At 54.5% G+C, this 17,530-nt stretch carries 17 protein-coding genes; 12 read left to right on the top strand and 5 right to left on the bottom strand.

All coding sequences use genetic code 11. The features are described from left to right. Positions 1-62: 62 nt before the first annotated feature. Both QZL66_RS02245 and QZL66_RS02240 read right to left on the bottom strand, forming a co-directional pair. Positions 63-1,421: an N-acetylmuramoyl-L-alanine amidase gene (locus QZL66_RS02245; protein WP_293601782.1), complete on the bottom strand. Its 1,359-nt coding sequence runs from the start codon at positions 1,419-1,421 to the stop codon at positions 63-65. After that, on the bottom strand, positions 1,351-2,193 hold the full coding sequence (locus tag QZL66_RS02240; protein ID WP_022410137.1) for an N-acetylmuramoyl-L-alanine amidase family protein: 843 nt from the start codon (positions 2,191-2,193) through the stop codon (positions 1,351-1,353). Before QZL66_RS02240 ends, QZL66_RS02245 begins: the two co-directional genes overlap by 71 nt. Positions 2,194-2,549: 356 nt before the next feature. On the opposite strand from QZL66_RS02240, the gene QZL66_RS02235 reads away from it, so the two are divergent. From QZL66_RS02235 to QZL66_RS02215, 5 genes are all read left to right on the top strand, one after another. Beyond that, positions 2,550-3,068 carry an HD domain-containing protein gene (locus QZL66_RS02235; protein WP_022410136.1) on the top strand — a complete coding sequence of 173 codons (519 nt, stop codon included), beginning with the start codon at positions 2,550-2,552 and terminating at the stop codon, positions 3,066-3,068. Position 3,069: 1 nt separating this feature from the next. Next, positions 3,070-3,660 (top strand): putative ABC transporter permease, encoded by a 591-nt coding sequence (locus QZL66_RS02230; protein WP_022410135.1) that lies wholly within the window; start codon positions 3,070-3,072, stop codon positions 3,658-3,660. Between the two features lie 181 nt (positions 3,661-3,841). Beyond that, positions 3,842-4,315, top strand: coding sequence for a MarR family winged helix-turn-helix transcriptional regulator (locus QZL66_RS02225; RefSeq protein WP_022410134.1), 474 nt, complete (start codon positions 3,842-3,844; stop codon positions 4,313-4,315). Next, the gene (locus QZL66_RS02220; protein ID WP_022410133.1) at positions 4,299-6,638 is read left to right on the top strand and encodes an ABC transporter ATP-binding protein; all 2,340 of its coding nucleotides are present in this window, start codon (positions 4,299-4,301) and stop codon (positions 6,636-6,638) included. The genes QZL66_RS02225 and QZL66_RS02220 overlap by 17 nt, the downstream gene beginning before the upstream one ends. Next, entirely contained in the window at positions 6,628-8,460 is a 1,833-nt protein-coding gene (locus QZL66_RS02215; protein ID WP_022410132.1) for an ABC transporter ATP-binding protein, read from the top strand. The genes QZL66_RS02220 and QZL66_RS02215 overlap by 11 nt, the downstream gene beginning before the upstream one ends. Before the next feature lie 72 nt (positions 8,461-8,532). Here QZL66_RS02215 and QZL66_RS02210 read toward each other — a convergent pair whose 3' ends face one another. Continuing rightward, positions 8,533-9,261: an MBL fold metallo-hydrolase gene (locus QZL66_RS02210; RefSeq protein ID WP_022410131.1), complete on the bottom strand. Its 729-nt coding sequence runs from the start codon at positions 9,259-9,261 to the stop codon at positions 8,533-8,535. A gap of 28 nt (positions 9,262-9,289) precedes the next feature. After that, the gene (locus QZL66_RS02205; protein WP_022410130.1) at positions 9,290-10,054 is read right to left on the bottom strand and encodes a YdcF family protein; all 765 of its coding nucleotides are present in this window, start codon (positions 10,052-10,054) and stop codon (positions 9,290-9,292) included. A 202-nt stretch (positions 10,055-10,256) separates the two neighbouring features. On the opposite strand from QZL66_RS02205, the gene QZL66_RS02200 reads away from it, so the two are divergent. The 7 genes from QZL66_RS02200 to QZL66_RS02170 all read left to right on the top strand — a co-directional run bounded on the left by QZL66_RS02200 (position 10,257) and on the right by QZL66_RS02170 (position 16,966). Beyond that, the gene (locus tag QZL66_RS02200; RefSeq protein WP_022410129.1) at positions 10,257-10,670 is read left to right on the top strand and encodes a GntR family transcriptional regulator; all 414 of its coding nucleotides are present in this window, start codon (positions 10,257-10,259) and stop codon (positions 10,668-10,670) included. Then, on the top strand, positions 10,663-11,589 hold the full coding sequence (locus tag QZL66_RS02195; protein WP_022410128.1) for an ABC transporter ATP-binding protein: 927 nt from the start codon (positions 10,663-10,665) through the stop codon (positions 11,587-11,589). The genes QZL66_RS02200 and QZL66_RS02195 overlap by 8 nt, the downstream gene beginning before the upstream one ends. Next, positions 11,576-11,737, top strand: coding sequence for a hypothetical protein (locus tag QZL66_RS02190; RefSeq protein WP_022410127.1), 162 nt, complete (start codon positions 11,576-11,578; stop codon positions 11,735-11,737). The genes QZL66_RS02195 and QZL66_RS02190 overlap by 14 nt, the downstream gene beginning before the upstream one ends. Beyond that, positions 11,734-13,887 carry a hypothetical protein gene (locus QZL66_RS02185; protein WP_022410126.1) on the top strand — a complete coding sequence of 718 codons (2,154 nt, stop codon included), beginning with the start codon at positions 11,734-11,736 and terminating at the stop codon, positions 13,885-13,887. Before QZL66_RS02190 ends, QZL66_RS02185 begins: the two co-directional genes overlap by 4 nt. 200 nt (positions 13,888-14,087) lie before the next feature. Beyond that, positions 14,088-15,206, top strand: coding sequence for a zinc ribbon domain-containing protein (locus QZL66_RS02180; RefSeq protein ID WP_022410125.1), 1,119 nt, complete (start codon positions 14,088-14,090; stop codon positions 15,204-15,206). 21 nt (positions 15,207-15,227) lie between these two features. After that, on the top strand, positions 15,228-16,286 hold the full coding sequence (gene hisC / locus QZL66_RS02175) for a histidinol-phosphate transaminase (RefSeq protein ID WP_022410124.1): 1,059 nt from the start codon (positions 15,228-15,230) through the stop codon (positions 16,284-16,286). A 242-nt stretch (positions 16,287-16,528) separates the two neighbouring features. Continuing rightward, on the top strand, positions 16,529-16,966 hold the full coding sequence (locus tag QZL66_RS02170; protein WP_022410123.1) for an Hsp20/alpha crystallin family protein: 438 nt from the start codon (positions 16,529-16,531) through the stop codon (positions 16,964-16,966). Between the two features lie 142 nt (positions 16,967-17,108). Here QZL66_RS02170 and QZL66_RS02165 read toward each other — a convergent pair. Then, positions 17,109-17,530: GIY-YIG nuclease family protein (locus tag QZL66_RS02165; RefSeq protein WP_293601781.1), on the bottom strand; the 422-nt coding region annotated here is incomplete at its 5' end.

The following is a 17,530-nucleotide window of genomic DNA, read 5'->3' as shown; positions in this document are numbered from 1 at the left end:
TAGAAAAACCGGCTGTCCCGTGGGATTTCGGGGCAGCCGGTTTTTGCTGTAACTTTATTTGGTTATCCCTTGGCGTTCAGGATGTCGATGTACTGTTGGACTTTTGCCTTGAAGCTGTTCCAGTGGGGGAGAATGTAGTAGGGGCACATCTTATAGGGGTGCGATGCGGTGTTGAGGTAATCTGTGCTGCCGGTTTTGCCGTCCCGAACATTCAGCCAATGGGTGTGGGTGTACAAACTGCTGACATCCTTGTGATAGAGGAAAAGCAGGTAAGCAGCAAGACGTGCGCAGTTGTCCTCTGCTTTGAGGCTGGTGGCATCGGTGGAACTTGCCATGATGCACTCGATGGAGATGGTCTTGCGGTTGCCGTCGCCGGCGCCGTCCGCAGCGTGCCAGCCGGTGAAGGCGTGGCTGGAATTTTGCCATGCGCAGTTCTCGTCCACATAGTAGTGGACACGCACATCATTCATGTTGCCATTGATTGTGGCTCTGGTGTACTGCTCTGCCTGTGTCGTTCCTGTATTGGCGGTGACACGAGGGGTGTTGTGCACTGTGACACCGATGACATCGGTCATGCGGTAGTTGGGCAGATCGATGTTATAAACGTTGTGGTTGCGGATAAAATACTGATAGGTGGTGACGCCGTTGAGATTGGTGACACTGTCCGCCTTGAGAACTGCCATGGGATTGTAGGGCGCAGTGGACTGCTTGTAGAGGTCGTCCTGAATCACGCCGAATTCGTCGGCATAGGCGTACTCTGTGCCGTTCTGAATCCAGCCCCGTGCCATGCATCCGCTGCTCTGGAAGTAGTACTTCTTGCCGTCAATGGCGGTGAAGCCCTGCGCTGCGAGGTAGGTCTTGGGCTGGAAGTAGTACTGTTCCTGTCCCACCCGAATCCAGCCGGTTTGCAGTGCGCCGTCTGTTCCGGCATAGCACAAACCTGTGCCAGTGTCGGCAAGACCGTACTGCATTTCGCCGGATGCAGAGAAGCAGTACGGTGTGTTGTCAATGAAGGCGATGCCGGTGACAGCGAGATAGCTCTCCGGATGGAAGTAATACCGCTGGCTGTCCAGTGTGATCCATCCGGTCTGGAGCACGCCGTTCTCGCCAGCGTAATAGGTGCTGCCGCCGTCCTGAATCAGCCCGTATTCCAGCGCACCGGATGCGCTGAAGTGGTAGCTGCTGCCGTCAATTTGTGCAGCGCCCACAGTTGCAGCGCCGCTACTCGTCTGGAAATAGTAGGTATCTGTGCCGACGGTCTGCCAGCCGGTTTCCATTGCGCCATCCTCTGAGAAGAGGTAGGTGCTTCCCTGTACGGTGTGCAGTCCGCACAGTGCTGTGCCGTCTGTGTCATAGCAGTGGACGGTGCCGTCGGAGAGGGTGCGGAATCCGGTCTTTTGTCTGCCGAAATTGTCCAGCACATAGGGGATTCCGTCCGCAACGATCTCGCCGATCTGTTTTCCGCCCTCCGGCGTGATGTAGTACCGGCTGGATGTAGTACCGGCTGCCGTTCCATTCCATCCAGCCAAGCTGGCTCTCGCCGGTCTCCGGATCGAAGTAATAGAGATTGGCGTTGCAGTTTTGCCAGCCGGTGAGCTGTTTGCCGTCCTTGTCGAAGCGATAGGGCACACCGTCAATGTCCACCGTGCCGAATGCCATTTCACCGGTGGCAGGGTCGGCGTAATAGCGGGAACCGTCGGACTCCGTGAAAAATCCGGTTTGCAAAATGCCGTATTCGTCCAGCGCATAATAAGGGGTATCGCTGTTCCCCTGCAGGCTGGGCAGCGCTGCCTGTGTATCGGACTGCTTGCCATTTGCTGCGTCCACATAATAATAGCGGTCCAGATAGGAGATCCAGCCGAACTGGGGCTGTCCCGTGAGAACGTCGTAGAAATACCGCTTGCCGAAAACGGTCTGCCAGCCGGTGCACTGCTGTCCGTCCGGCGCAAAGAGATAGGGCGTGTCGCCGATCATGACTTCTCCGGTGACGGCAATGCCGTCGATGTCATAGTAGTAAAAGACGCCCTCTTCCGGATTTTCCCAGCTCTCCGGCGTGCCCATTGGCAACTCGAATTGTTCGATGCCGGAGAAAACGGGGGTGCGCCGGATGTTCTCGGCGGCGGCGTGGATATGGCTTAACATGACTGCGCTGCAAAGCATTGCGGCGGATGCGAGAAAAATGCGTATTTTCAAAAGATTCCCTCCTTGGGAAATGCGGTTTCATGGATGCTGATGACTGTCCTCTGCACTGTGCTGAGTGTGCTGCAACTTAATTATAACAGACTTGCTAGAAAATTTCAAGATTTTTTGAGAAAATCCATGAAGGAACGAGGGGGCTTTTCGGAAAATATTTCGAAATTCGGCAGATTGTCGAAAAAAATCAGACGAAATCACTGTATTTTTGGCGGGGAGGAGAGAAAAATAACGTTGAATTTGTTGACAATCAAACGGGAATGGGATATAATGTAGATGAATTGGGCGAGAGGTACGAGGACATTGCAGGCAGGATTGCGTGAAAGCAACGAAACAGGCTCCGCCGGAGCCAAACGATGAAAGGGATTGAACAATCTGTGGAAGAAAAGACAGAGTTAAAAGAACTTCAGGCATATCTGCTCCCGTATTTGGAAGATGATCTGGTCTGTTCCATGAACGACCACATTCAGCATGGAACCACGACGACATTGCAGCACTGCTTGTCTGTGATGTACGCCAGTTGTGCTTTTGCCTCACGGCTGCACCTGCGTGTGAATTATCGTGATCTGGCAGTGGGGGCGCTGCTGCACGACTTTTATTTGTATGACTGGCATCATCATCAGGAGAAGAAGGGTTCGCTGCATGGCTTTTCTCATCCGTATACGGCCTGCCGCAACGCCAAGCGGCATTTTCAGATCAACCGGAAAGTGCAGCACATCATTCGCTGCCATATGTGGCCGCTGACATTCCGCCATATGCCTCATTCCCGGGAGGCAGTCATCGTCTGCATGGTGGACAAGTACTGTTCGACGTTAGAAACATTGGCTGGATTCTGGTATCAATTCCAGATCCGCTATATCAGGAGGAAGATATAACATGGCATCCAATCTCACAGAATATCTTGTGCTGTTCTATGTCTATTCCCTGCTGGGGTGGTGCATGGAAATGGTGTATTGCGGGATTCGGGAGCATCGTCTGGTAAACCGCGGGTTTCTGCTGGGTCCCTGCTGTCCGATTTACGGCGTGGGAATGGTGACGATCACCGTGCTGTTTCAGCACGCAAGATTTGGCTTCGCTGCTGTTTTTGTGATGATCATTGTGTTCTGCACGGCGCTGGAGTACGCTGCCAGTGTGGTGATGGAGCACTTCTTTCACACACGCTGGTGGGATTACAACGATATGAAATTCAACATTCACGGCCGGGTCTGCATGGAGACGATGCTGCCCTTTGGTCTGCTGGGATGCTATGCGCTGTATCGTGTCAATCCGTTTTTCCTACAGCTTTATCACACTGTGCCGTACAGCATTTCCCGCAAGATCGTCATCGGACTGGTGCTGATGACACTGATCGATCTGCTGGTCTCTGTTTCCGTGCTGCACGGACTCTCTCTTCCGGAGGGGGAGGCAGATCACACCGCCGAGATCTCACGGCGGGTTCGTGAGAAGATCATGAAACGGTTTGGATGATCTACATATCCCACAAAATAATTGGTGCACTTTGCCCATGATTGGGTGGAGTGCACTTTTTTGTGATGGTTTTCTGAAAATTTTTTCGGACTGGTTGACAGGATGAATAACATGCGTTATAATAGAACAAAGTTATTTTATAACTATGTTATCTAATTTAGCGGAATGCGAGGTGTTTTGATTGAACTGTGAAACGGATACCTTTTTCGAGCTGGTCAATCAGTTTCGAAGCCTGAATCTGTTCTCCTTGCTGCCCCTGGCACGGCAGGACTACATGGCGATGTGCGCCATCTCCTGCCTGCAAAAGAAACATCCGGAGGGCTGCACAGTGTCCATGATGACGCAGGAGATGCACGTGCCGCAGCCGGCGGTTTCCCGCACCCTGCGCGGCTTGGAAAACGACGGCTATGTGCGGCGTGAGGTTTGCCGGTCGGATCGGCGGAATACGTATGTCATACTGACAGAATCCGGCAAATCGGCGGTAGCGGAGGCAGGGAAGCTGCTGGAGGAATTCCATGCGGGGATTCAGAGGCGGTTTACTCAAGAAGAGGCAAAACAGCTGATGAAGCTGCTCCGGCGGCTCCATACGGCGGCAGAGGAAGAACTGGCAGAGATGAAGAAAGGAGCAAAGCAAAAGCATGGGAAAGCTGTTTAAGAACCTGAAGCCCTACTGGAAATCGGTGCTTCTCATTGTGCTGTTGCTGGTGGTGCAGGCGTTTTGCGACCTGTCGCTGCCTCAGTACACATCGAACATCATTGATGTGGGCATTCAGAGCAAGGGTGTGGAACATATCCTGCCGGAGCAGGTCACTGCGGAGGAATATGACACCGTGCAGATTTTTATGACGGAAACAGAACAGCAGAAGTGGCAGGAGGTCTATGAGAAGTCCGGCGATCAATACCGGCAGAAGGACTCGGTCACCGAGAAAAAGCGGGAGGAGCTGGACAGCGATCTGCTGGTGCCGGTGCTGATGAATTACCAGATGTCCATGATGAGTGAGGACAGCTTCCGCCAGATGCTGGAGTCCCAGCAGCAGGACAGCGAGGCTGCCAAGCAGATGGAACAGATGAGCATCGAGGACATCGGCGCATCCATGGGCGTGGAGCTGAAACCGTTCCAGCGCACGGAGGTGGATGACGACGGCAATAAGACCGCTGTCACCTGCGTGGATGTGCGCCCGCTGTTTGCTGCCATGCAGAAGAACGGACAGCTCGATGAAACGGTGCTGACTCAAAGCCGGGAACAGCTGGAGAAGATGCTGGACACCATGGGGGATTCGCTGGTGCAGTCCATGGGCATTGCCTATGCAGTGCAGTGCGATGAGAATGCCGGACTGGACGTAGATCATCTCCAGACCTCGTACCTCTGGCAGACCGGCGGAAAAATGCTTGCCATGGCGCTGGCAATGATGGCAGCTACCATTGCGGTCAGCTATCTTGCCTCCCGTGTGGGCGCTGGCGTGGGCCGTGACTTGCGTGGCAAGGTGTTCCGCCGGGTGGTGCAGTTCTCCGGCACAGAGATGGATCAGTTCTCCACCGCCTCGCTCATCACCAGAAGCACCAACGACATCCAGCAGGTGCAGATGGTTACAGCGATTTTCCTGCGGATGCTGCTCTATGCGCCGATTCTGGGAATTGGCGGTGTGCTGAAAGTCACCAGAACCAAGGCAGGCATGGGCTGGGTCATTGCGCTCGCCGTGATTCTGATCCTGGGCATTGTGGGACTTTTGATGTCGGTGGCAATGCCGAAGTTCAAGAAAATGCAGCAGCTGGTGGATCGGGTTAATCTGGTCTCCCGTGAGATTCTGACCGGATTGCCGGTCATCCGTGCGTTCGGCAGAGAGCGTACCGAGGAGGAGCGGTTTGACGTTGCCAACTGTGATCTGACGAAAACCAATCTCTTTGTCAACCGTGTCATGACCTTTATGATGCCGCTGATGATGCTCCTGATGAACGGCTTGACCATTCTCATTGTCTGGGTGGCTTCCCACCGTGTGGATGACGGTCTGATGCAGGTCGGCTCGATGACGGCGTTTATCACCTATGCGATGATGATCGTCATGTCGTTCCTGATGATCTCGATGATGTCCGTCATGCTGCCCCGTGCCTCTGTGGCTGCCGGCAGAATTGACGAGGTATTGCAGACCAAGCCCTCCATTGAAGAGGTCAGCGCACCGCAGAATCCTGCGGTCTGCACCGGCGTGCTGCAATTCGACCACGTGAATTTCCGGTACCCGTCAGCGGAGGAAAATGCCCTGACGGATATCTCCTTCACGGCAAAGCCGGGACAGACCACGGCAATCATCGGCAGCACAGGCTGCGGAAAATCCACGCTGGTCAATCTGATTCCCCGTCTATACGATGTGACCGGTGGAAAGATCACACTGGACGGCGTGGATATTCGGGAGATATCCCTGGAATACCTGCGGCAGCAGGTAGGCTTTGTCCCACAAAAGGGTGTGCTGTTCTCCGGCACCATTGCCAGCAACCTGCGGTTCGGCAACCCCGATGCCTCGGATGCAGAAATGCGGAAGGCGGCGGAAATTGCACAGGCGACAGAGTTTATTGACGAGAAACCGGACGGTTACGACAGCACCATTGCACAGGGCGGCACCAACGTCTCCGGCGGACAGAAGCAGCGTCTGACCATTGCCAGAGCCGTTGCCAAACACCCGAAGCTCTTTGTCTTTGACGATAGCTTCTCGGCACTGGATCTGAAAACCGATGCAGCACTGCGGCAGGCGCTCCACGACAATGTGCGGGAGAGTACGCTGCTGATCGTTGCGCAGCGCATTAGTACCATTCTTCACGCTGACCAGATCCTGGTGCTGGAAGAGGGAAAAATCGTCGGAAAGGGCACGCACGAGGAGCTGATGGCCTCCTGCGAGGTATATCGCCAGATCGCAAACTCGCAGCTCTCCGCAGAAGAGCTGGGTGTGTCCGGGGAAGAGAAAGGAGCGGTGACAGATGGCGAATGAAAGACGGCATGGCATGGGCGGCCCGAGAGGCGGTCAGATGCCAGTGGAAAAGGCGAAGGATTTCAAAGGCTCCATCGGAAAGCTGTTTTCCTATATGAAGCGGTTTCACGGGGCGATTGTGGTCGTAATGCTGTGTGCGGTGGCATCCACTGTGTTCAGCGTCATCGGGCCGGATATCATGGGCAAGGCGACCACCTCGCTGGCAAGCGGTCTGATGGAGAAGATTCAGGGAACAGGCGGCATTGACTTTGTCTATATCGGAAAGATTCTGCTGTTCGTACTGGGCCTGTATCTGTTCAGCGCCCTGTTCAGCTTCATTCAGGGCTGGCTGATGACTGGCGTCACTCAAAAGGTGTGCTACCGAATGCGGAAGGACATCTCGGAGAAAATCAACCGGATGCCCATGTCCTATTTCGAAAGCCGTACCTATGGCGAGGTGCTCTCCCGCATCACCAACGATGTGGACACCCTGGGACAGAGCCTAAACCAGAGCATCACCCAGATCATCACCTCTATGGCAACCATCGTGGGCGTGCTGGTGATGATGCTGAAGATCTCACCGCTGATGACGCTGATTGCGCTGGTCATTCTGCCAGTCTCTGCGGTGCTCCTCTCCTTTGTGGTAAAGAAGTCACAGAAGTACTTCAAACAGCAGCAGGAATATCTGGGACACATCAACGGACAGGTGGAGGAAACCTACGCCGGACACACCGTCATCAAGGCGTACAACAAGGAGCAGGATACCATTGCCCAGTTCCAGAAGACCAATGACACCCTGTATCACTCCGCATGGAAGTCGCAGTTTCTCTCCGGCCTGATGCAGCCGATCATGATGTTTGTGGGCAATCTGGGCTATGTGGCTGTGGCGCTGTCCGGCAGCCTGCTGGCAATTCGTGGCACGATCACCATTGGTGAGATTCAGGCGTTCATTCAGTACGTCAGAAACTTCACCCAGCCCATGCAGCAGATCGCACAGGTCATCAATCAGGTGCAGTCCATGGCAGCTGCCTCGGAGCGTGTCTTTGAGTTCCTTGAAGAGAAAGAGGAAGTGCAGACGGCAGAGCATCCGGTGCAGCTGGAACAGGTAAGAGGCAGTGTGGATTTCGAACACGTTTCCTTTGGCTACAAGCCGGAGCAGTGCATCATCCACGATTTCAGCGCACAGGTACAGCCGGGACAGAAGATCGCCATTGTTGGCCCAACCGGTGCCGGCAAGACTACCATGGTAAAACTGCTCATGCGGTTTTACGATGTGAACAGCGGTACAATTCTGCTGGACGGCCACGACATCAGGGACTTTGACCGCCGTCAGCTGCGGGAATCCTTTGGCATGGTGCTTCAGGACACGTGGCTGTTTCAGGGGACGATTATGGAGAACATCCGTTACGGCAGACTGGACGCCACAGACGAAGAGGTCATTGCAGCGGCAAAGGCTGCCCATGCGGACAGCTTCATTCGCCAGCTCCCCGGTGGTTATCAGATGGAGCTGAACGAGGACGCCAGCAATGTTTCCCAGGGACAGAAGCAGCTGCTCACCATTGCACGTGCCATTCTGGCGGACAATAAGGTCATGATTCTGGACGAGGCGACCTCCTCCGTGGATACCCGGACAGAGCAGCAGATTCAGAAGGCAATGGATCACCTCATGGAGGGCAGAACCAGCTTTGTCATCGCCCACCGGCTGTCCACCATCCGGAATGCGGATCTGATTCTGGTGATGAAAGACGGCGATATCATCGAGCAGGGTTCCCACGAGGAACTGCTGGAAAAGAACGGCTTCTATGCGGATCTGTATCGCTCCCAGTTTGCGCAGACTGCATAATTGCGTGAGATATACCAAGAAAAACAGCGGACGCTGCCACTTTTCGAATAAAGTCGGCAGCGTCCGCTGTTTCTATTTCTGCTCTGCTTTTTGGATGCGTCTTGCAAACCAGTCCAGCAGATCCTGTTTGTTCATGGGCGGCTGGTGTCCCGGCAGACACACGGAAAAGTCCAGCGGTTCCAGCTCCTGCACCAGAGCCCGCAGCTTGTCCGGATGCTCCGTCCATACCTCGTTCCGCAGCTCCTGATAGACCGCATCGCCCAGAAACACCATGTGTTCCTCCGGCACAAACACAATGGTGGTGTCCCGTGCGTGAGGACTGGTGACGTGCTGGATGCGGCAGGTGCAGTTGCCGAGATCGAGGGTCATGGCACCGGAAAATACCACTGTGGGCAGAACGATGCGGATGGATGTCGGATCGGGGAAGTGCTCCTGAATCACCGGCGCACAGGAGCGGGGGAGGATCCCGCGGCGGATGCTCTCCTGAATGCCATCCGGTGTCCACGAAAGGGTGGACACCAGTTCCAGAGACTGCCGGGTTTGAATGCAGGCGATGGAGGGAATGGCGAGTGCGCCCAGTCCGAAGCAGTGGTCCCAGTGGGAGTGCGTCAGCGCCACGAAATCCGGCGGACGGAATCCTGCTGCTGTCACAGCGTTCTGGTATTCTCCCACGTGGGCGGGACAGGTGCCGGCATCCACCATGAGAGAAAACCGGTCGCCACGGATGTAGCCCAGCGAGGGACTGCCCTCTGTTTTCGAGAAAGGCAGATAAAAGACACGTGGCGTCAGTTGTTCCAGCATATCCTGTCAGTTCCTTTCCATGGGCAAATTAACCGTGCCCCAGCACCAGCAGCTGGAACAGTGCCATCCACTCCCGCACCCAGTAGGTGGGGACGTATAGCGGTTTGGTGTAGGCGCTCCATGTGTCGGCAGTGAGTCCGGCACGCTTTGCCAGAATGGTGGCACGGTAGAGGTGGAAGCCGTCGGAGATGACGGTGATGTGTGTATCCATGTTGTTCTCAGCGAGAATCGCTGCGGTATTCTGGAGATTCTCCTGCGTATCCGTGGACTTGTCCTCCGTGAGAATGCGGGAGGCGGCGATGCCATGTTCCACCAGCCACGTTTTCATTGCCTCTGCCTCGGTGATGTCTTCGCCGAAGCCCTTTCCGCCGGTGACGATGCAGACCGTCTCCGGATACTGGTTGAGGTAGTCCCGTGCTGCTTCCAGCCGGCGCTTCAGCATAGGGCTTGGCTCTGTGCCGTACACATGGCATCCCAGTACCACAGCAGTCTGTGCAGTCTGCGGGACGCTGGAGATGGCACGAACCATCTGCACTGACATGGCACCGCAGAAGAGCACGCCGGCAAGGAGCACCAGTGAAACCGCACAGATGCCGATTTTTCCGGCGAGGTGCGTCCAGAGCCGGCGAATCGCCTGCCACAGAGGATGACAGAACCACGTGGCAGCGAGGAGCACCACGCAGGCAAATGCGCCGCAGAAATTTCCGGCGTTGATGATGCGTTTGAAGATGGGTGCGACAAAGAAAAAGAGCAGGACGAGTTCCGGAAGCAGGAAGAGGTAGCGAATGCGCATGGTGTTCTCCTTTCGAACTGTGACATTTCATATAAATTATTATAGCACATCCGCCGGACTTCGTCAAATTTGGAAAAAAATTTTGCAGCCCCCCTTGACAAGGCTGCCGGAAGTATGCTATACTGTATGTGTTGCATGATACATACAACAGTTATAACAGACTGTTGCAGAGGCGAAATGAAAGAGAAATGGAGGTATGCAGATGTTTCAAATCGATCCGATGTCACGGGAACCGGTATACGAACAGATCATCGCACAGGTGGAACGGTTTATCCTGACGGATGTTCTGCCGGCAGGAAGCCAGATTCCCTCGGTGCGTGGCGTTTCCATGATGCATTCCATCAATCCCCGTACGATCCTGAAAGCGTATACCGATCTGGACAGCCGGGGGCTGATCCAGTCGGTGCCGGGAAAAGGGTACTTTGTTTGTGCGGAGGCAAAAGAACATTTGCTCCAGAAAGGACGTGCCAGAATGAAGGATTTGACCGAGCTTCTAACGGAACTGGCGATTGCCGGTGTGACCAAGGAGGAGATCAGTGCCTGCGTGGAACAGGCGTTTTTCGATGCGGCGCAGAAGATTGCGTCCGGCGGCGAGGGAGGTGCGGCACATGATTAAGATTCAGAATCTGACCAAGCGGTTTCAGGATTTTACGGCGCTGCAAAATGTCACCTGTACCATTGGCACAGGGTGCATCTACGGCATGGTTGGCTCCAACGGTGCCGGAAAGTCCACGTTTTTGCGGACGCTGACCGGTGTTTACCAGCCGGACGGGGGCGAGGTACTGATCGACGGTCAGCCGGTCTGGGACAATCCTGCGGTAAAACGGCGCATTGCCTACGTGCCGGATGAGCTGTACTTCTTGAGTGGTGCCAGCCTGAAGCGGATGGCCCGCATGTACCGTGCGCTCTATCCGGACTTTGATGCAGATCATTTCTGGAAGCTCTGCGACAAATTGCAGCTTCCGAAGAACAAGTCCCTGGGGCAGTTCTCCAAGGGTATGCGCCGGCAGGCAGCCACGATTCTCGCCCTCGCCACACATCCGGACTACCTGTTCTTTGACGAGACGTTTGACGGACTGGATCCGGTGATGCGGAACTATGTCAAGAGTCTGATTTGCGAGGAAGTGCTGGACCGTGGCGCTTCGGCGATCATCACCTCCCACTCGCTGCGGGAGCTGGAGGATGTGTGCGACCAGCTGGCACTGCTGCACAAGGGCGGACTGGTGCTGGAGAGCGACATCGAGCACCTGAAGACCTCGCAGTTTAAGATTCAGATCGCATTCCACGAGGAATATGACCGCTCGAAGTTCGAGGGCATCCGGATCTCCCACTTTGAGAAGAGCGGCAGCGTGTGCAATATGATCGTCAGCGGCGATCGGGAGAAGATCGTTCAGAAGCTGCAGGAGATGCAGCCGATTCTGCTGGATGTGCTGCCGCTGACACTGGAGGAAGTCTTTACGTACGAGATGGAGACATTGGGATATACCTTCCATATCGACGAATTGCAGGAGGAGAAGAACCATGCAGGAGCTTGAAAAACGGGATGTTTATCTGAATCCGGAACGAAAGCGGGAGGAACGCCGGCAGATGGCGGGGAATATTGCCATGCTTCTGGTCGTTCTGATTCTGGGCGCAATTTGTATTGCCGCCTACTGTCGTGCGAGAGGAGGACTTGGAAGATGAAACAGAAACATTCGCTCTTTTCCTTTTCCCTGATGCGGGAGGGATTTCGCCAGTGCCAGATGATCGGAATCTTTGCGCTGGTGCTGGTCGTGCTGGGCGCTGTGCTGACACCGGCGGGATATGCGATCAACGCTGCCGGCGACCCCTATTTTATCCGACAGGTGCTGAAAGTCTATGCCGTCAATCCGGTGCTCTTTTTGGCGGCACCGGCTGCTCCGCTGATGACGCTGGTGCTGTTCCACTTCTTGAATAGCCGTGCGGCATCGGATCTATACCACGCTCTGCCCCATAAGCGCATCACGCTGTATCTGAGCTATGCGGCGTCGATTCTGGCGTGGGTGCTGCTGCTGCTTGTTGTGGGAACAGTTTCCTCACTCATCGCATGTGCTGCCGTGCACAAGTACATCACAGTACTGTACAGCACATTTTTCTCGTATTTTGGCGTGATTTTCATGCTGAGCCTGCTGCTGATGTGCGGCACGCTTCTCGCCATGAGCATTAGCGGCACGGTCTTTACCAACATTCTGCTGGCGCTGATCCTGTTATTTCTGCCTCGTGCCTGCCTGCTGTTTCTGCGGAGTTTCCTGACCAATGACCTGCCGTTCTATGTGCCGATGAACAGCGGCGGATTTTTCTCGGATACCAGCAACATTCTATTCTCGTTCATTGCGGCATTGGCCGGCTACGCCGGATCGGATGTGTTCTCACCCAGCTGGCAGGCATATGTGTATACGGCGCTGCTGAGTGTGCTCTATTTTGCCGTGGGCGGCTGGATGTTCTGCATCCGCCGAAGCGAGGCAGCCGGACAGCCCGCACCGAACCGCATCATCCAGCACATCTACCGCATTGTGGTGACCATGACCTACTGCATTTTCGTCACGGGTGCGCTGTTCGGCGTTTTGCGGGATGGAATGGACGGGGAAACGATATTTATGTTTGTGGTGCTCTATCTGGGTGCGGTACTCATCTACTGCCTCTATGAGCTGCTCACCACGAAGAAGTGGAGGAATCTGCTGAGCGCTCTGCCGCTGCTGGGCGTGGTTGCTGTCCTGAATGTGGGGATCCTGCTGGGGATGCACATGGTAAGCAACAAGATCGTGAACAATCGTCCCTCTGTGCAGGAGATCGAGAGCATCTCCATTCAGAATTATGAGGGGAATGAGATCAGCGACGGACAAGGCGCCGAAATGGACTACGATTACTATGTAGATCAGATCAGCAAAAACATTGAGATTCAGGACCCCTCGGCGCTGGCGCTGGTGTCCTACTACCTGAACGAGAACATCCAGACCTGGGAAGAGGGAATGGGTGCATATTACGACAAATACTATAACTATGAGAACTTGAATACTACGTATACCTCTTTTTATGTGACGATTCGAACCGAGGACGGCACGTTCCGCCGGATGATCTGGATTCCCAGAACCAAGCGTGATGTCATGACAGAGGCGCTGAAAACCAATGCGGACTTTGTGCGTGCGTGGACGGAGCTTCCGGAGGTGATGGAGGACAGTCTGTCATTCTATAGCTACGATTCTGACACTTCAAACGTGACGATCGACAAGGCGCAGACACAGAAACTGTTCGAGCAGTATCAGAAAGAACGGAAAAAGTGCAGCTTCGACCAGCTTTGCAATGCCAGCGAAATGTGCACCTACAGCGGACTGGAATTTGAATACGCCACCATGGTAAACGGAAAACAGTGCGTCATCAGCTGTCCTGTTTATCAGGAGCTGATGCCGGAAACCATCCAGATGTTCTACAATCTCTACTACGATGCAAGCAGGGACGACATCTCGAAGGTCAGGGAGCTTTTCGAGAGTGATACTGTGGGAAGCTACGGCATCGACGCCTATAGCGCAGATGGGAGTGCCCATGCCAACGCCTATGGAAATGATGTCCGATTTCAGGACAAGGAGGCGTGCGCACTGGTGCTGAAATATATGCAGGACCGTCCCAGAAAAATCGGCGATGCCTACGTGCAGATGTGGGTCTATGTCGGCAACTATGACGGGGATGGCGACAGCTCTTATGTCGTAGAACTGCCGCTGGATTCGGCGTTTTTCGAGGATGCGCAGGTGAAGTCGTGCTTCGATTACAACACCTATCAGGTATATGAGGACGACGCAACAGACGATATGGCGGGATAACGCCGCCCCGATTTATTTCGACAATTGATTTTTCTCCAAAATATAGGAAGAGGGCACCTGGAAAGAGGTGCCCTTTTTTCCGTGTGCTATGCAATATGGGGGCGATGCACGCCTTGACAGAGTTTCAGCAAGATGCTATAATAAAGGCAATCCAGAAGCAATCCCGACCAGGGAAAACAACACAGAACGGAGGTATTTCTATGGCAGAAACAAAGACGCAGTCATCCGGAAAACCCATTCAGACCAAAAAGAAACCATCCAGGGCAGGAGCTGTGTTCGGCTCGATCCTGTTTTTTATTCTGACTGTGCTGCTGACGCTGCTCTTGCTGGGCAGTGCCATCGGGCACCACATGCTGTCCAAAGGGCAGCTCTCCGAGGCGGTCTCCAAGGTGCAGCTCTCCGAGATCACCGTGGAGGAAAACGGCACCTCCCAGCCGCTGGGACAGTGGGTCTATGAAAAGTACTTGTACAACTCCGTCAATCTGACGCCGGAATACGCCGGGCTTGCCGTGGCGCAGCCGGAGATGAACGACCTTCTGGCACAGTATGCCACAGAATACAGTGACTATCTGACCCGCAAAACCGAGACGATGCCCAAGGTAGAGGCAGACGACTTTGCCGATCTGATGCAGGAGAAGATGGCGAGCTACATGGAACATGAAACCGGTATCATCTTTTCCGAGGCAGACCGCATTGCGCTGGTGAAGAATATGCAGAGCGACCTCGCCGCATGGAACGGCACCATGGAGCAGATCATGGGGCACGGATTCAACAAGGTGATGCTGCGCTTTTTCATGACCAGGGCCGGCATGATTACCGCCTGCGTTCTGCTGAATGCGGACTTTGTGGTGTGGCTCATTTTTGCCATCGGGAAAAAGTGGCGAAAGGGAAAGATGTTCAAGGGCTTTGGCTTTGCCGTGGCAATTCCAAGCCTGCTGCTCCTGTTGGGATGCGGCGTTTTCCTGCTGCTGACCACGGCAATGGATGCGATTTCGCCGCTCTCCTTTGCTCAGAAGTCCATGCCGGTGCTGCTGCTGTCGGCAGTCTGGGCGGGGCTTGCGGGGACGCTGTACGGTGCGATCTTCGCCTCCATCGGCATTGCCACCAACGCTGTGGTTCGTGCCAAGGGGGAGAAAACCCGGAAAAAAGCGCAGCCCAGTGAACCGGCTGAGAAGCCGGCTGCTGAGAAGCCGGAGTTCCATTATACCGAGCTGCCGGAAGATTCGAATCAAAAGCCAACGCCGACGCACTGCCCGAAATGCGGTGCAGAAATTGTACCGGGCGGAAAATTCTGCGGCGGCTGCGGTTATAAATTTTAGAAGTCAGGAATGTGATGTCAAATGAAACGCTACTTAGAAGCCATTCGAAAAGTTGTTCCGTATGTGCCGGGAGATCAGCCGAATTTTCCGGATATGATCAAGCTGAACACCAATGAAAACCCCTATCCGCCGGCACCGGAGGTACAGGAGATCCTGAAGATGAGCCATGCTGACCAGCTGCGGCTCTATCCGGATCCCACTTCCCACGAGCTGAACGCAGCCATTGCCGACTTCTATCATGTGCAGGAGTCGCAGGTGTTCACCGGCGTTGGCTCGGACGATGTTCTTGCCATGATCTTTCAGACCTTTTTCCAGTCTGATCTGCCCATTTTGTTTCCGGACATCACCTATGCATTCTATCCCGTGTGGTGCGATCTGTTCCGGATTCCCTACGAGGTGCAGCCGCTGAACGACAAGCTGGAGATTGTGCCGGAGGACTATTTCCGGGAGAATGGCGGTATTGTATTCCCCAACCCCAATGCCCCCACCGGTATCGCCATGCCCACGTCAGAGATCGAGCGCATTTTGCAGCACAATCCGGAATCGCTGGTGGTTGTGGATGAGGCGTATGTGGACTTTGGCGGCGAATCGGTTCTGCCGCTGCTGGATCGCTATGAAAATCTCATGGTGGTACAGACATTCTCCAAGTCCCGTGCAATGGCAGGCATGCGCATCGGGTTCGCCATCGGTCACCCCACGCTGATTCGTGCGCTGCACGATGTGAAGTACTCCTTCAACTCCTACACGCTGAACCGCACCTCGCTGTCAGCCGGTGTTGCCTCCGTGAAAGACCGCCCCTATCTGGAACAGCAGACGGCGAAGATCATCGCCACACGGGAACACGCCAAGCAGGTGCTCGCCGAGCTGGGCTTTCAGTTTCCGGATTCCAAGAGCAACTTCCTGTTCGTGACCCATCCGGACTGCGACGCACACGAACTGTTTCTGGCGCTGCGGGAGGCGCACATCTTTGTCCGCTGGTTCGATTCCCCCCGGATTCGGAATTACCTGCGCATCTCCATCGGCACAGAGGAACAGATGGAAGCACTGTACCAGTTTCTGCGGCAGTATCTCAAAAAGTGAGTTCTGAATTAGCACTCTGATATCTTGACGATTAGCACTTGTGTATAGCAAGTGCTAATTTTCATTTAGTTTTCACAATTCTTTCATCAGGTTATCAGAAAGCAGGGGTATCATAATACTTGTAAACGGAAAGGGAGCGGAAAAGAGAAACCGCTCCGGTTCCGCAAAGCCCACAACGGGGTGTCCGAAAAACCGGATGCTCCACCAAAACCGAGCCTGCTGGCTCATAGGAGGAATGCTTTATGATGACATATTTGACACCGTTTGAACGTACTGGTTATGATCTGTTCCGCTCCATGCGGGACTGGGAGAATGAATTCTTTGGCGGCAAGGCGTCTGTCGGAAACTGTAAGACCGATATCCGTGATACCGGCGACAGCTACGTCCTCGAGGCAGAAATGGCAGGCTTCCAGAAGGATGAAATTCATCTGGATGTACAGGGCGACACACTGACGATCACGGCAGAGCACAAAGAAAAGACACCGGAGGAAAAGGAAAACGACGAGAAGAGCACCTACCTGCGGCGGGAACGGACATTCTGTTCGTATCAGCAGAAGCTGGACATCAGCAACATCGACGCTGACCAGATGGAAGCATCTTATGAAAACGGCGTGCTGACGCTGAAGATGCCGAAGAAACAGCCGGCTGTTCCGGAAGTCCGTCAGATCACAGTGAAATAAGCGGAATGCCGGCTTGACCGGCAGACGCAGCAAATCGAACGCATCCCCCGAATGCTGATGATTTTTGCAAATAGAAAAAGGTGGCTGCAAGGCGAGGCAGCCGCCTTTTTTCTTCTGTGTCTGCCGGCAAAAGAACAGGCTCTCAGGGGGAATCGGGGCGCAGTTCCAGCGGAAATGTGGGAACTGGTGTAAATTCCAGTTCGGCGAGTGCCGGCAGAAGCTGCGTCCAGCATGCCGGCGATTCCAGCAGCCGGAGCTTCTCCTTGCGGGAGAGCCGTTTGCAGCACGCCTCAAACCGTGCGGCATCCCGATAGCTGCCGGTTTCCCACAGGGCACGGAGCTGCCGTGGCGGATGGCTTCTCGTGTACTTGGCGCCGCCGGCGAGCGTTCCGCAGTGTTGGCGCATGCGTTTGACGGGGTCTGTGGTGATGCCAGTGTAGAGAGAGCCGTCCTGACACTCCAGAATATAGATATACGCTGCCATACGAGCCGTCCTTTCCTCCAAATTTCCAGTACCATCATAGCATAGAAAACGGCACTGTGTCAATTGCATTTGGATGCGGG

The sequence above is a fragment of the Ruminococcus sp. CAG:330 genome, assembly GCF_000437175.1.
GTDB lineage: Bacteria > Bacillota > Clostridia > Oscillospirales > Ruminococcaceae > Ruminococcus_C.
This window is presented reverse-complemented; position numbering and strand designations above follow the sequence as displayed.

Bases quoted from the DNA above. Each gene is read 5' to 3' on its own strand.
- QZL66_RS02220 (WP_022410133.1), top strand. From the start codon at position 4,299: ATGGGAAAGCTGTTTAAGAACCTGAAGCCCTACTGGAAATCGGTGCTT.
- QZL66_RS02200 (WP_022410129.1), top strand. From the start codon at position 10,257: ATGTTTCAAATCGATCCGATGTCACGGGAACCGGTATACGAACAGATC.
- QZL66_RS02190 (WP_022410127.1), top strand. From the start codon at position 11,576: ATGCAGGAGCTTGAAAAACGGGATGTTTATCTGAATCCGGAACGAAAG.
- QZL66_RS02230 (WP_022410135.1), top strand. From the start codon at position 3,070: ATGGCATCCAATCTCACAGAATATCTTGTGCTGTTCTATGTCTATTCC.
- hisC (WP_022410124.1), top strand. From the start codon at position 15,228: ATGAAACGCTACTTAGAAGCCATTCGAAAAGTTGTTCCGTATGTGCCG.
- QZL66_RS02205 (WP_022410130.1), bottom strand. From the start codon at position 10,054: ATGCGCATTCGCTACCTCTTCCTGCTTCCGGAACTCGTCCTGCTCTTT.
- QZL66_RS02185 (WP_022410126.1), top strand. From the start codon at position 11,734: ATGAAACAGAAACATTCGCTCTTTTCCTTTTCCCTGATGCGGGAGGGA.
- QZL66_RS02195 (WP_022410128.1), top strand. From the start codon at position 10,663: ATGATTAAGATTCAGAATCTGACCAAGCGGTTTCAGGATTTTACGGCG.
- QZL66_RS02210 (WP_022410131.1), bottom strand. From the start codon at position 9,261: ATGCTGGAACAACTGACGCCACGTGTCTTTTATCTGCCTTTCTCGAAA.
- QZL66_RS02170 (WP_022410123.1), top strand. From the start codon at position 16,529: ATGATGACATATTTGACACCGTTTGAACGTACTGGTTATGATCTGTTC.
- QZL66_RS02180 (WP_022410125.1), top strand. From the start codon at position 14,088: ATGGCAGAAACAAAGACGCAGTCATCCGGAAAACCCATTCAGACCAAA.
- QZL66_RS02215 (WP_022410132.1), top strand. From the start codon at position 6,628: ATGGCGAATGAAAGACGGCATGGCATGGGCGGCCCGAGAGGCGGTCAG.
- QZL66_RS02235 (WP_022410136.1), top strand. From the start codon at position 2,550: ATGAAAGGGATTGAACAATCTGTGGAAGAAAAGACAGAGTTAAAAGAA.